The organism is Patiriisocius sp. Uisw_017 (genome assembly GCF_047731265.1).
Taxonomy (GTDB): Bacteria; Bacteroidota; Bacteroidia; order Flavobacteriales; family Flavobacteriaceae; genus Patiriisocius.
Genome location: NZ_CP159835.1, coordinates 891,607 through 904,364, shown reverse-complemented (window position 1 = coordinate 904,364; position 12,758 = coordinate 891,607). Strand labels below are relative to the sequence as shown.

The window sequence follows — 12,758 nt, the reverse complement described above, 5'->3', positions numbered from 1 at the left end:
TAATTTGTGCTTTCTAAAAAAATCTCACTAATGAAGTCATTCTTTTTATCCTTATTTTCTTTTCTAGTTTTAACAACGGTTTATGCACAGCAACCTGCAACATCAGCTATGGATGTTGAAAAAGCACTACAGCAAAAAGAAACCTTAGCAGAAACTTCGCTCGTAAAAAACCTGCCGTTCAAAAATATAGGTCCAACCATTATGAGTGGTCGTGTTGTAGATCTGGCAGTAAACCCAAACAACCCTACCGAATTTTACGTAGGATATGCAAGTGGCGGTGTTTGGCACACAAAAAATAACGGGACCACTTTTAATCCTATTTTAGACAGCAGCCCAACGCAAAACGTAGGGAGTTTAGCCGTAGATTGGAAAAACGGGGTGATTTGGGTAGGTACAGGAGAGGTTAATTCCTCTCGCTCGAGCTATGCAGGTATTGGGTTATTACAATCAAGCGATAATGGGGTTGCTTGGAATGTTATGGGACTGCAAGACAGCCACCATATTTCAAAAATCATCTTGAATCCAAACAATACAAACGAGCTAGTTGTTTCGGCTTTAGGCCATTTGTACTCTACCAATAAAGAGCGTGGTGTTTATAAAAGTAAAGACGGCGGAAAAACGTGGGTGCAAACCTTGTATGTAGACGATCAGAGCGGGATCATAGAAATGGATGCAGATCCCAATAACTTCAATTTAATGTATGCTTCTTCTTGGGATAAAGATCGCAAGGCCTGGAATTTTAGAGGAAATGGAAGCGGAAGTGCTATTTATAAAAGCATAGATGGCGGAGATTCGTGGGCAAAAGTGTCTACACCCAATAGTGGTTTCCCAACCGGGGAAAACGTTGGTAGAATAGGACTTGCCGTCTTTGATGCCAATACCGTATATGCGGTTCATGATAACCAAGAAAGAAGGAAAGACGAAGGCGGAAAAGATAAAAATAGTGATGTGTTGTCTAAAGACCAGTTTAAAGTAATGTCCTCGTCACAGTTTTTAGCCTTGGACAACGATAAACTAAATACCTATCTAAAAAACAACGGGTTTCAAGAAAAATACCGTTCAGAGAATGTCAAGAATATGGTGCGCGGCGGTACGGTAAAACCAGTAGATTTAGCGACCTATCTTGAAGATGCTAACGCCATGCTTTTTGATACGCCGGTAGTAGGCACCGAAGTTTATAAGAGTACAGATGGAGGTAAAAGCTGGGCAAAAACACATGATGGTTTCCTTGACGGCATTTATTACAGCTATGGGTATTACTTCGGAAAAATCCACGTGGATCCAAATAACAAAGACGGAATTTATATTTATGGAGTGCCCATTTTAAAATCGAAAGATGGCGGGAAAACCTTTCAAAGTATTTCAGCAAACAATGTCCATGCAGATCACCATGCGCTTTGGATAAATCCAAAAAAACCAGGACACCTTATTAACGGAAACGATGGTGGGGTGAATATAAGTTATGATGATGGTGAAAATTGGATCAAAAATAACCAGCCAGCAGTGGGGCAGTTCTATGCTATTAATGTGGATAATGAAGAACCGTACAATGTTTACGGCGGCTTACAAGACAATGGCGTTTGGGTAGGGCCACACGATACTGAAGAAAACCCGGGCTGGATGCAAACAGGGATTTATGCCTATGAGTTTATTATGGGTGGTGACGGAATGCAAATTCAAATAGACAATCGAGATAGTGATATTGTTTATACTGGATTTCAGTTTGGAAATTACTTTAGATTGAACCGAAAAACAAACGAGCAAAAATACATTCAACCGAAACATGAATTGGGCGAAACACCCTATCGTTTCAATTGGCAAACACCTATTCTATTGAGCTCGCACAATCAAGATATTCTATATTTAGGAGGCAATAAATTAATGCGCTCTATGAATCAAGGCGATGATTTTACCGCGATTTCAAAAGATTTGACAACAGGTGGTAAACAAGGAAATGTGGCTTATGGTACTTTGACAAGTATAGCCGAATCTCCCTTTGAGTTTGGACTCTTGTATGCCGGAAGCGATGATGGCCTGGTACATGTAACCAAAAATGGAGGCGCAAACTGGCAGGATATTTCCAATAGCTTTCCAAAGGATTTATGGGTAAGCCGTGTTATTGCTTCATCCCATAAAAAGGAACGCGTGTATGTTGCCTTAAACGGCTATCGTTGGGACGACTTTGAACCATACATTTATAAGAGTGATAACTATGGTGCTACGTGGACGCCTATCGCCAGCAATTTACCATTATCTCCAATAAATGTAATTATAGAAGATCCAAAAAATGAGAATGTTCTCTATACAGGGAGTGATAACGGGCTGTATGTTTCTTTTGATCAAGGGACTAATTGGCAGGCGTTTACTGAAGGAATTCCAAATGTTGCCGTGCACGATTTGGCGATTCAAAAACGGGAGAGTGATTTGGTAGTAGGAACCCACGGAAGGTCAATTTACATTGCAGATATATCGTTAGTTCAAGAAATATCTTCACAAAACAAGGACGATTTGGTGGTTTCACAAATCCCTGAAACACTTGCTTCAAGACGTTGGGGAAGTACTGGTTTTAATCAATATGGCGATGCTTTTGTTCCCAATGCTAGTTTTCAAGTATATGCGCCATCCTCTGGTATGGCTGAAATCACCATAAAAACAGAAGAGGATCTAGTGCTAAAAAAGTGGAGCGTAAACGTTGAAAAAGGAGTAAATATGGTAAATTATGATTATGCGATGTCTGAAAAAGGATCAAAAGCTTTAAAAAATAAAGAGGTAGCGGTTTCAAAAGCAGAGAACGGTTTTTATTACTTGCCCGCGGGCAGCTATATTGTATCTGTTAAAATGAATGAAAAAACAGTTTCAAAAAGTTTTGGAATCAAATAATTTAATATATTTATAGGTATAATTTTAAACCTTTTTAAATATGAAAAAAATTACGACTTTATTTGGCGCTATGCTACTGTCTAGCTTTTTGTTTCAAGCAGCAGGCCAAGCTCGCGATATTTCAACAATTCTTTCTGAATATAATTCGTTGAAAAATACCCCGCTACCAGAAATGATGGTGATTAATCAAAATTTTAATGAAGCAGATACAGCAGCATTGCTTGCTTATTTTGCGGAACAAAGAGCAGAACAGGATAGGTTCGATTCCACAAATAGAGGACTAGTTCCTTCTGAATTTTATGTTTTGAATGTTAGAGGCGATGATAATTATGGGACCATAAGTGGTACAGCACCGTTTGATGAAATCAACTCAATAGTAAACCCTTATGGAATTACATGTTTCGCAGATGATTTTGCAAGAAATGGTGATTATTATGCCTTGGAATTTTCAAATGATGCAGATGGAAATCCGCTAAGCAGAACTATTGTTTCTATAAATAGTGCTGATGGTTCTTATACAACAATAGGCGATATTGGTCCAGATACAGGAGATGCAACTCCTACAGGTTTAGCCTATGATTTTACAACAGAAACAATGTATTTAACAGCAAATAACATTCTATATACTGTAGATTTAACAGATGGTAGTTTGTCAGAAGTTGGAGAAATGTTTACAGAAACAAGTATTTGGTTAGTTATTGATAGCGAGGGGAATGCTTATGCTGGGGATATTTCCACAGATTTTTTGAGCAGTGTAGACTTGACCACTGGAGAAGCTACAGCAATTGGGCCCTTAAATGTTGATATTAGCTTTGCACAAGATGCTACGATCGATCCTGATGATGGCACACTCTATATGGCAGCGTATACAGGTGGTGGAACAGGCGGTATCTATACGGTAGATCTAACCACTGGAGAAGCAACCTTAGTTGGTGATACGACCCCACTAGATGCGGAGTTTGGAATGTTTTCTGTCCAAGGTGAGCCTGAACTTGGATTGGATGACAATGTGTTATCAGATTTCACACTATTCCCAAATCCTTCTAACGTAGGAATGGTTAGTATTAAAACACAAATAGTAGGAAATATAGCGGTTGCCGTTTTTGATGTGCTAGGGAAGCAAGTTATTAATACCTTGGTTGTAAATAATACATTAGATGTAAGCGCTCTCAAAACAGGGATTTATATTGTTCAAATAGAACAAAATGGCGCAACGGCTCAAAAGAAGTTAATCGTACGTTAATATCTTTGGTTTTATACTGAATAGAAGAACCATCCATTTTTTAGATGGTTTTTTTTGTGAATAATTTAAATCAAGCTTGTATTCAACCGTCTTTTATATTTGATTGATTCTAAATAACAAGAATCCTTGTCGAATAGCATTTTGAGCCGTATTTTTGTTATTTAAAATTTTGAAAACACATCCATAATGGGAATGATATCCTCTTCAATTGCTAGAAAGTTTGCTATGGCGCTTTCGGGCTTGTTCTTAGTTTTCTTTTTAGGACAGCACTTTACAATTAATTTAACCTCGGTAATTGACCCAGACACCTTTAATTCTTGGTCTCAATTTATGGGTACTAATCCCATAGTACAGTTTGCATTACAACCAGTTCTAATTGCAGGAGTTGTATTCCATTTTGTAATGGGTTTCATTTTAGAGCTTAAAAATTATAAAGCACGTGACGTAAGCTATGCAAAATACAATGGAGGCGCAAACGCTTCTTGGGCGTCAAGAAATATGATTATTTCTGGCCTCGTTATTTTAGCCTTTTTAGGATTGCACTTTTATGATTTTTGGATTCACGAAATGTCTGTAAAATATATTTCAGGAGATATGTCTGGTTTGATTGATCCTAATGATCCTGCTTCAGGATTTAGATATTATGAAGAAACAGTTCTTAAATTTGAGAGCCCAATACGCGTTGGACTCTATGTAATTTCATTTGTGTTATTAGCCATTCACTTGTGGCATGGGTTTGCAAGCTCTTTTCAGAGTGTAGGGTTTAACAATAAATATGCTGTCGCACTTACCAAGTTTGCTAAAGTATATTCAATATTGATTCCGGTAGGATTCATTTTTATTGCGATATACCTGCACTTAAATCAACTTCCACATTAAAAAATAAGCTATGTCTATACTAGATTCAAAAATACCTGAAGGACCACTAGCAGATAAGTGGACCAATTATAAAAACAAAATCAATCTTGTAAATCCAGCAAACAAACGCAACATAGACGTTATCGTTATAGGGACTGGACTTGCGGGAGGTAGTGCTGCAGCAACATTAGCAGAGCTAGGTTATAATGTAAAAACATTTTGCTATCAAGATTCGCCACGTCGTGCGCACTCAATTGCTGCTCAAGGCGGAATTAACGCTGCAAAAAATTACCAAGGAGATGGCGATAGTAACTACCGTCTTTTTTATGATACTGTAAAAGGAGGTGATTACCGCTCGCGTGAAGCAAATGTGTATCGTCTGGCTGAGGTATCTGCAAATATTATCGATCAATGTGTCGCTCAAGGAGTCCCTTTTGCTCGCGAATATGGTGGCTTGTTAGACAACCGTTCTTTTGGAGGGGTATTGGTTTCAAGAACTTTTTATGCGAAGGGACAAACAGGACAGCAACTTTTATTAGGGGCATATTCTGCTATGAACCGCCAGATTAACCGTGGTAAAATTGAAGCTTTTAATCGTCACGAAATGCTAGACATTGTTAAGGTTGATGGAAAAGCAAGAGGAATTATAGCTCGGAATTTAGTAACTGGTGAAATCGAAAGACATTCAGCACACGCCGTTGTTTTGGCATCAGGTGGCTACGGAAATGTTTTCTTCCTTTCAACCAATGCAATGGGAAGTAACGTAACGGCATCTTGGAGAGCACACCGCAGAGGTGCTTTCTTTGCAAACCCTTGTTATACACAAATTCACCCAACCTGTATTCCAGTTTCAGGAGATCATCAAAGTAAATTGACCTTGATGTCTGAATCATTGCGGAATGATGGACGTATTTGGGTGCCAAAAAATAAAGAAGATGCTGATGCTATTAAAGCTGGAAAGAAAAAACCAACCGAACTTTCAGAAGAAGATAGAGACTACTATTTAGAAAGACGCTATCCTGCCTTTGGTAACTTAGTGCCTCGTGATGTTGCTTCAAGAGCAGCAAAAGAACGTTGTGATGCTGGTTATGGAGTTAATAAAACAGGAGAGGCTGTATATCTAGATTTTGCTACTGCCATAGAGCGCTACGGAAAAGAAGAGGCTTTAATTCACGGAAATCACAATCCAACAGAGAAAGAAGTCTACGATCTAGGTCGTGACGTAATAGAAAATAAATACGGGAACTTATTCCAAATGTATGAGAAAATCGTTGATGAGAATCCATACAAAACACCAATGATGATTTATCCAGCGGTGCATTACACGATGGGAGGGTTATGGGTAGACTATAACTTACAGACTACCGTTAAAGGATTGTATGCAACAGGGGAATGTAACTTCTCAGATCATGGAGCCAACAGATTGGGGGCTTCTGCATTAATGCAAGGACTTGCAGATGGTTATTTTGTATTGCCGTATACGATAGGAGATTACTTGTCTGACGATATTAGTACCGGAAAAATACCAACAGACACACCAGAATTTGATGCCGCAGAAAAAGATGTTGAGGATCGTATCCATAAATTAATGAATGCCTCAGGACAACACTCAGTTGACTATTACCACAAGAAATTAGGGAAAATCATGTGGAACAAATGTGGGATGTCTCGTAATGCAACAGATCTAATTTCAGCTATTAATGAAATTTCAGAACTGCGTAAAGATTTTTGGGAAAATGTGAGAATACCAGGTGTTAATGATGGACTAAACCAAGAATTGGAAAAAGCAGGTAGGGTTGCAGATTTCCTAGAATTAGGAGAATTATTTGCCAAAGATGCGCTGGACAGAAACGAATCTGCTGGAGGACATTATCGTGAAGAAAGTGTAGAGAAAAGCGGAGAACAAAAAGGAGAAGCGTTGAGAGACGATGAAAACTTTAAATATGTTTCAGCTTGGGAATATAAGGGTGAACCAAAAGATGCGGTTTTACATAAAGAAGATTTAGTGTTTGATAATATTGAATTGAAAACACGTTCTTATAAATAGGATATTGAGTGGATTTGGATTTGGTTTTTTGATTATACGATTGACAAAACATCCTGCCAACCTCTCTTCAAAGGGAGGCTTACCCACAGGCGAAACTTGCTAGTAATGGAACAGATTTAGAGGGGATATTCCAGATAAAGGTTAAATCAAACCTCTCAACAAAAATAAAATTATAAGTAGTTCATTTTTAGGATTACTACCAAAATAACATAATAAGTACATTATGAAATTGACACTAAAAATATGGCGACAAGCCAACGCAAAAGCCAAGGGAAGCATTCAAACCTACCCGATTGATGGGATTGAGGGTGATATGCTTTCTTGGAAATGTTGGATATGTTGAATGAAGATTTAAATAATAAAGGAGAAGAGCCTGTAGTTTTTGATCACGATTGTCGCGAGGGAATTTGCGGTAGCTGTTCGTTGCAAATTAATGGGGAACCTCACGGCCCAGATAGATTGGTTACTACCTGCCAGTTACACATGCGTATGTTTAATGATGGCGACGAGATCGTAATCGAACCTTTTAGAGCAAAAGCATTTCCCGTTGTTAAAGATTTAATGGTAGATCGAAGTGCATTTGATAGAATACAACAAGCAGGAGGTTATATTTCGGTAAACACTTCTGGTAATACAATTGATGCAAATACAATTCCAATAGATAAACACGATGCAGATGACGCCTTTTATGCAGCTACTTGTATCGGCTGTGGGGCTTGTGTTGCAGCGTGTAAAAACGCTAGTGCGATGCTATTTACCGCAGCAAAAGTATCTCAATTTGCTTTATTGCCTCAAGGTCAAGTAGAAGCATCTACCCGTGTTTTGAATATGGTAGAGCAAATGGATAAAGAAGGTTTTGGTAACTGCACAAATACGGGGGCCTGCGAAATAGAGTGCCCTAAAGGCATCTCTTTAGAAAACATTGCTAGAATGAATAGAGAATATATGTCAGCGAGTTTGAAAGGATAAACTTCTAATTGTTGTAACAATCAAAGAAATACAAATCCCAAATAACAAAAGCTATGGTTTGGGATTTTAATATATATATACTTACTTCAAATTTATCCTAGTTGATCCAATCTGTCTTCCTTTATCAAAGACATTAATAACATAACTACCTTCTATAAGATCTTCTTCAGAACCATCTATGAGGGTACAAACATCTAATGCTCGACCTTCGAAGAAAACATTGGTGGTGGCGCTATAGGTTAACAAACCGTTGTCAAATGTTATTTTAGCATTTTCTCCTATTACGTTATTGTTTGGATTAATCACTTGCACGTAGATCATTCTATCTCCGATTTCTGCCAGTTCATTGGGAGCTAATGTATAGCAAGCTCTTATTTTATCTGCTCTGCTTGCACGTGGAGTATCTACGATTTTTCCGGTATTCCTAACAATAACAGCATCACCTTTGAGGTTAGTAATACCAATTAAAGCTGCTTTTTCTAATTGTTTAGTTACTTTTTCAATGGTCATATTGGCAGAATCTATTCCTCTAATCGCATCATCTGCAATTAATAGTGTGCTGTCACGCTCTGTGGTAAGTCTCTGATTTGCTGAAATCAAACTATCCGCCTTTCTGAAAAGCTTTTTTCGTTCATCCTTTAAACGACCAATCTCGGCTTTATACCTTTTGATTAATGAAACATTAGCCTCGGCATCTTTAACGCTGTCCAATAAGACTTCAATTCGTTCTCTAGCCGCAAGAAGGTCTTTATCTTTTAATTCGTTATCTTGAATTATTTCATTATAGTTTTGAATCAAACTTTCAAGTTCGTATTCAATTTCAATTTTATCCTTTTCTAGGCTGCTTACGGTTTCTTTATTTTCTTTAAATAGAATGAAAGTATATACTGCAAGACTAATCAATAGGGCAGAGAGTACTCCTATTAAAACTTTAAAGCGGGCATTGTTTGTTGTTTCAGTAGTCATAAATTTAGTTTATATATATAATAATCAAATTTACTGTGCTTCCAAGAATATTTATCTAAAAGAAATTATAAAATATGTTAAAATCTCTATTAAATATCTTATTCCCAAAAGTTTGCAGTGCCTGTAATACCAATTTATCTACCGGTGAAACTACGATATGTATCCAATGCAGGCATATTTTACCCCTTGTAAGACATCATAAAGACAATAGCGCTTTAATGAAAAATATGTTTTATGGTAGGATTGATGTACAACTCGCAACAGCATTACTAAAGTTTGAGAAGAAAGGAATTACGCAAGAGCTTTTACACAATCTCAAATATAGAAATCAAGAAGGTATAAGTAGTTTTTTCGGAAAATGGTTAGGAGCAGAACTTGCTGAAATTAATTCTTATCAAGACATTGATGTTATAATTCCAGTGCCTCTGCATAAAATAAAACAACGTAAACGCGGGTATAATCAAGTAACTGGCTTTGGTACTGAAATAGCAACTGCACTAAAAGTACCTTATCTAGAAAATGTGCTGTTAAAAACGATCCATACAGATTCTCAAGTTTTTAAAAGCAGATTGAAGCGCATTCAAGATGATGTTATTTTTAAGGTTGAAAACAGTGAATTAATTACCAATAAACATGTGCTACTGGTGGATGATATTGTCACTACAGGAGCAACTTTAGAAAACTGCGCAACACAACTTTTAAATGCAGCTAATTGTAAAATTAGTTTTGCGACGATTGCAATTACTACATCTTGAATTGAGCAAGTATACTTCAATATATTTTCGAATGAACTATTTTACATCTAGGAAAAAATCTTTCTTTATTTTTGCTCCACTATGCAAAAAGGTAATTCATCAAAGACACACAAGCTGCTTTATTTTCCAATAGCAGTTTTATTCATGTTTTCTTTTCTAGATTGTGCTAAAAAAGGAAATCCTAGTGGCGGGTTAAAAGACAGTATAGCTCCTGTAATTATAAAGAACAGTCCTGAAAACTTTACCACCAGTTTTGATAAAGATCAAATCAAAATCACTTTTGACGAATACATTAAATTAAAGGACATTACCAAGGAGCTTCTTATTTCGCCGCCGTTAACCTATCCACCCGTAATTACACCTACTAATGTTTCTAAGCAACTTCGCATTAATATTTTAGATACGCTACGAGAAAACACCACCTATTCTTTCAATTTTGGAAACAGCATTGTTGATAATAACGAGGAAAATATTTTTGCGAATTTTAAGTATGTGTTTTCAACAGGAACGTATATAGACAGTTTAAAATTAAAAGGGATCATAAGTGATGCTTTATTGTTGTCTCCAGAATTTCCAACGACAGTAATGCTTTATGAAATAGACGAGGCATATAAAGATTCACTCGTATTTACTGAAAAGCCAGTCTATATAACGACAACTTTAGGGGAGTCAAATGAATTTGAACTGAGTAATCTCAAAGAAGGGACGTATCAATTAATTGCGTTAAAAGAAACAGGGGCCAATTATACTTTTCAGCCATTAAGTGATAAAATTGGGTTTTATAGTGAGCCAATTTCACTGCCTACGGAAGAGGTTTTTGAAGTAAAACTTTTTAAAGAAATACCAAAATTTAAATTAACGAGGCCAAAACTCGAAAGTAAGAATAGGATAATTTTTGGGTATCAAGGAAATGGAGATAGCCTTAAAATAAAAGTATTATCTGAGCTGCCAGACGACTTTGAATATCTCATAAAAAAAGAAATTGACAGCGATACTTTAAACTTTTGGTTCAAAACGGAAGCACTTTCAGATTCTATTGTCTTTGAAACAAGAAATAAGATAGACATAGATACATTCACATTACGTTTTAGAGAGTTGTTTTCGGATTCGTTGATGCTAAAACCTATAAAAAACGGGAATGTAGCTATGAAAGATACGCTGCAACTTTTTTTAAACACTCCTCTTTCTTTAGTTGATGACACAAAAATTGAAGTAAAGATGGCAGATACTATTCCAGTTCCTTTTGATGTATCGCTTAATTATAAATTAAATAATATACGGGTTCAATTTGAAAAAGTCGAAGAGGAGCGCTATAAAGTCACTTTAAATAAAGGAGCGGTAGCGGATTTCTTCGGAAATATCAATGATTCAGTTGTGTTTAGACAAGAAGTAAAAGCTGCTAGTGAATTTGCTTCGATACAACTCAATTTAGAAAATGCTCAATCTTTTCCATATATCGTTGAATTGGTGGACGATAAGTTTAAGATAATAGATTCTAAATATACTGAAAGTGAAACTTTGATACTTTTTGAAAATATCGATCCAGGGAATTATTTTATTCGCTTGATACTAGATTCGAATCAAAATAAAAAATGGGACACGGGAGATTTTCTGTCTAGGAAAGCGCCAGAAAGAATTATTTATTATCCTACTATCATCGAATTAAGATCTAATTTCAGTTTTATTGAAACCTTTATGCTAGAGTAAATTCGTCTCGATCATTCAAAAACTGAAGATGTTTTCGGTTTGTTTGAATGTGGTTTTTTGAAAGAGAAATAGTTTCAACAAACGGTTTTTCAAAACTAGTTGTGGAAATATGTTCTCCCAAAACATCGTAGGCGGCAGAATGTCCAAGGTATTCGTGACCGGTATCGTCTAAACCTATTCTGTTCACTCCAATTGTGTAGCTCATGTTCTCTATAGCTCTCGCTTTTAAAAGCACGTCCCAAGCCAATACTCGTTTTTTTGGCCAATTGGCAACATATAGTAAGAGGTCATAGTCGTGTGCATTTCGAGCCCAAACGGGAAAACGTAAATCATAACAAATTAAAGGGCATATTTTCCACCCCATATAGTCTATAATGGTATGGTTTCGACCGGCAGTATAAACGTCGTGTTCGCCGGCTAGTGTAAATGTATGTTTCTTATTATAGGTTTTAAAACTGCCGTCTGGAAACACGAAAAAAAGTCTATTATAATAGAGGCCATTTTCCTTAATAACAATACTTCCAGTGATCGCTGAATGTTTTTTCTTTGCTTCGGTTTGCAGCCATAAAAAGGTGGGGCCATTTTTTTCTTCAGCAACAGATTCGGCATTCATGGTGAACCCCGTTGTAAACATTTCTGGCAATACAATTAGATGTGTTTCTTCTTTGATTGAGCTTAAAATTTCAGAAAAATGGTCGCGATTAGCTATAGGGTTTTCCCAGTAGAGATGAGATTGTACAAGCGTTACTTTAAGTGCTTCCTCCATTCCTAAGGTTCTAAAATTTCAATAATTGATTTAGCTCCTTGCATTTTTGCGTGGGTAAGTGCTGTGTTTCCTCGGTCGTCTTTAATTTCTTTATCTGCACCGTTTTTAAGAAGCATTTTAATGATTTCAACTTTATTAAATGTTGCAGCAAATATTAGTGCAGTAGCTCCGTTCGAGTTTTTAACGTTAACATTGGCTCTTTTATTAATTAGCATTTTAGCAATTGCAGCATACCCTTTAAAACAAACACCCATTAAGGCCGTATTTCCTGAGGCGTCTTGTGTATTAATATCTTGTGGGTGCTTCATTATTTCAGCAGCAATAGTTGCATAACCATAGTAGGTTGCTAGTAATAATGGAGTAGAGCCGCGTGCATCTTTTTCAAGAACTAAAAGAGGCTCCGCAGTTATTATTTTAGAAACCACTGCAAGATTTTCTTCACGAATTGCTTTAAATAATTGATCTTTCATTTGTACATGATGTTTAAGAAATAGGACGCTTCGACTTCACTCAGCGCAAGCGTTGCAGCGCCCAAATGAATAGCTCCGTTTGTATTAAAATTTGTTA

9 protein-coding genes and 1 pseudogene are annotated in these 12,758 nt (G+C 36.7%); 7 read left to right on the top strand and 3 right to left on the bottom strand.

Translation table 11 applies throughout. The features are described from left to right. The first annotated feature begins 30 nt into the window (after nucleotides 1–30). From ABXT67_RS04095 to ABXT67_RS04075, 5 genes and pseudogenes are all read left to right on the top strand, one after another. The gene (locus ABXT67_RS04095; protein ID WP_415376013.1) at nucleotides 31–2,880 is read left to right on the top strand and encodes a glycosyl hydrolase; all 2,850 of its coding nucleotides are present in this window, start codon (nucleotides 31–33) and stop codon (nucleotides 2,878–2,880) included. Nucleotides 2,881–2,920: 40 nt separating this feature from the next. After that, the gene (locus ABXT67_RS04090) at nucleotides 2,921–4,123 is read left to right on the top strand and encodes a T9SS type A sorting domain-containing protein (protein ID WP_415376012.1); all 1,203 of its coding nucleotides are present in this window, start codon (nucleotides 2,921–2,923) and stop codon (nucleotides 4,121–4,123) included. 183 nt (nucleotides 4,124–4,306) lie between these two features. After that, entirely contained in the window at nucleotides 4,307–5,002 is a 696-nt protein-coding gene (locus ABXT67_RS04085; RefSeq protein WP_415376918.1) for a succinate dehydrogenase cytochrome b subunit, read from the top strand. A 10-nt stretch (nucleotides 5,003–5,012) separates the two neighbouring features. Continuing rightward, complete coding sequence (locus tag ABXT67_RS04080) at nucleotides 5,013–7,028, top strand: fumarate reductase/succinate dehydrogenase flavoprotein subunit (protein WP_415376011.1); 2,016 nt, start codon at nucleotides 5,013–5,015, stop codon at nucleotides 7,026–7,028. Between the two features lie 223 nt (nucleotides 7,029–7,251). Further along, nucleotides 7,252–7,997 (top strand): annotated as a pseudogene (locus tag ABXT67_RS04075) (succinate dehydrogenase/fumarate reductase iron-sulfur subunit). 81 nt (nucleotides 7,998–8,078) lie between these two features. Here ABXT67_RS04075 and ABXT67_RS04070 read toward each other — a convergent pair. Beyond that, nucleotides 8,079–8,963 (bottom strand): hypothetical protein, encoded by an 885-nt coding sequence (locus ABXT67_RS04070; protein ID WP_415376010.1) that lies wholly within the window; start codon nucleotides 8,961–8,963, stop codon nucleotides 8,079–8,081. Between the two features lie 74 nt (nucleotides 8,964–9,037). Here ABXT67_RS04070 and ABXT67_RS04065 point away from each other — a divergent pair, with 74 nt between their 5' ends. Further along, on the top strand, nucleotides 9,038–9,718 hold the full coding sequence (locus tag ABXT67_RS04065; protein WP_415376009.1) for a ComF family protein: 681 nt from the start codon (nucleotides 9,038–9,040) through the stop codon (nucleotides 9,716–9,718). 144 nt (nucleotides 9,719–9,862) lie between these two features. After that, nucleotides 9,863–11,425 (top strand): Ig-like domain-containing protein, encoded by a 1,563-nt coding sequence (locus tag ABXT67_RS04060; protein ID WP_415376008.1) that lies wholly within the window; start codon nucleotides 9,863–9,865, stop codon nucleotides 11,423–11,425. Here the strand turns inward: ABXT67_RS04060 and ABXT67_RS04055 are convergent. Next, entirely contained in the window at nucleotides 11,412–12,191 is a 780-nt protein-coding gene (locus ABXT67_RS04055) for an amidohydrolase (protein ID WP_415376007.1), read from the bottom strand. The two genes, ABXT67_RS04060 and ABXT67_RS04055, sit on opposite strands and share 14 nt — an antisense overlap. A gap of 2 nt (nucleotides 12,192–12,193) precedes the next feature. Then, nucleotides 12,194–12,661 carry an ankyrin repeat domain-containing protein gene (locus ABXT67_RS04050; protein ID WP_415376006.1) on the bottom strand — a complete coding sequence of 156 codons (468 nt, stop codon included), beginning with the start codon at nucleotides 12,659–12,661 and terminating at the stop codon, nucleotides 12,194–12,196. Nucleotides 12,662–12,758 lie beyond the last annotated feature (97 nt).

Coding starts and splice junctions, on each gene's coding strand:
- ABXT67_RS04090 (WP_415376012.1), top strand. CDS start 2,921: ATGAAAAAAATTACGACTTTATTTGGCGCTATGCTACTGTCTAGCTTT.
- ABXT67_RS04050 (WP_415376006.1), bottom strand. CDS start 12,661: ATGAAAGATCAATTATTTAAAGCAATTCGTGAAGAAAATCTTGCAGTG.
- ABXT67_RS04055 (WP_415376007.1), bottom strand. CDS start 12,191: ATGGAGGAAGCACTTAAAGTAACGCTTGTACAATCTCATCTCTACTGG.
- ABXT67_RS04060 (WP_415376008.1), top strand. CDS start 9,863: ATGTTTTCTTTTCTAGATTGTGCTAAAAAAGGAAATCCTAGTGGCGGG.
- ABXT67_RS04065 (WP_415376009.1), top strand. CDS start 9,038: ATGTTAAAATCTCTATTAAATATCTTATTCCCAAAAGTTTGCAGTGCC.
- ABXT67_RS04095 (WP_415376013.1), top strand. CDS start 31: ATGAAGTCATTCTTTTTATCCTTATTTTCTTTTCTAGTTTTAACAACG.
- ABXT67_RS04080 (WP_415376011.1), top strand. CDS start 5,013: ATGTCTATACTAGATTCAAAAATACCTGAAGGACCACTAGCAGATAAG.
- ABXT67_RS04070 (WP_415376010.1), bottom strand. CDS start 8,963: ATGACTACTGAAACAACAAACAATGCCCGCTTTAAAGTTTTAATAGGA.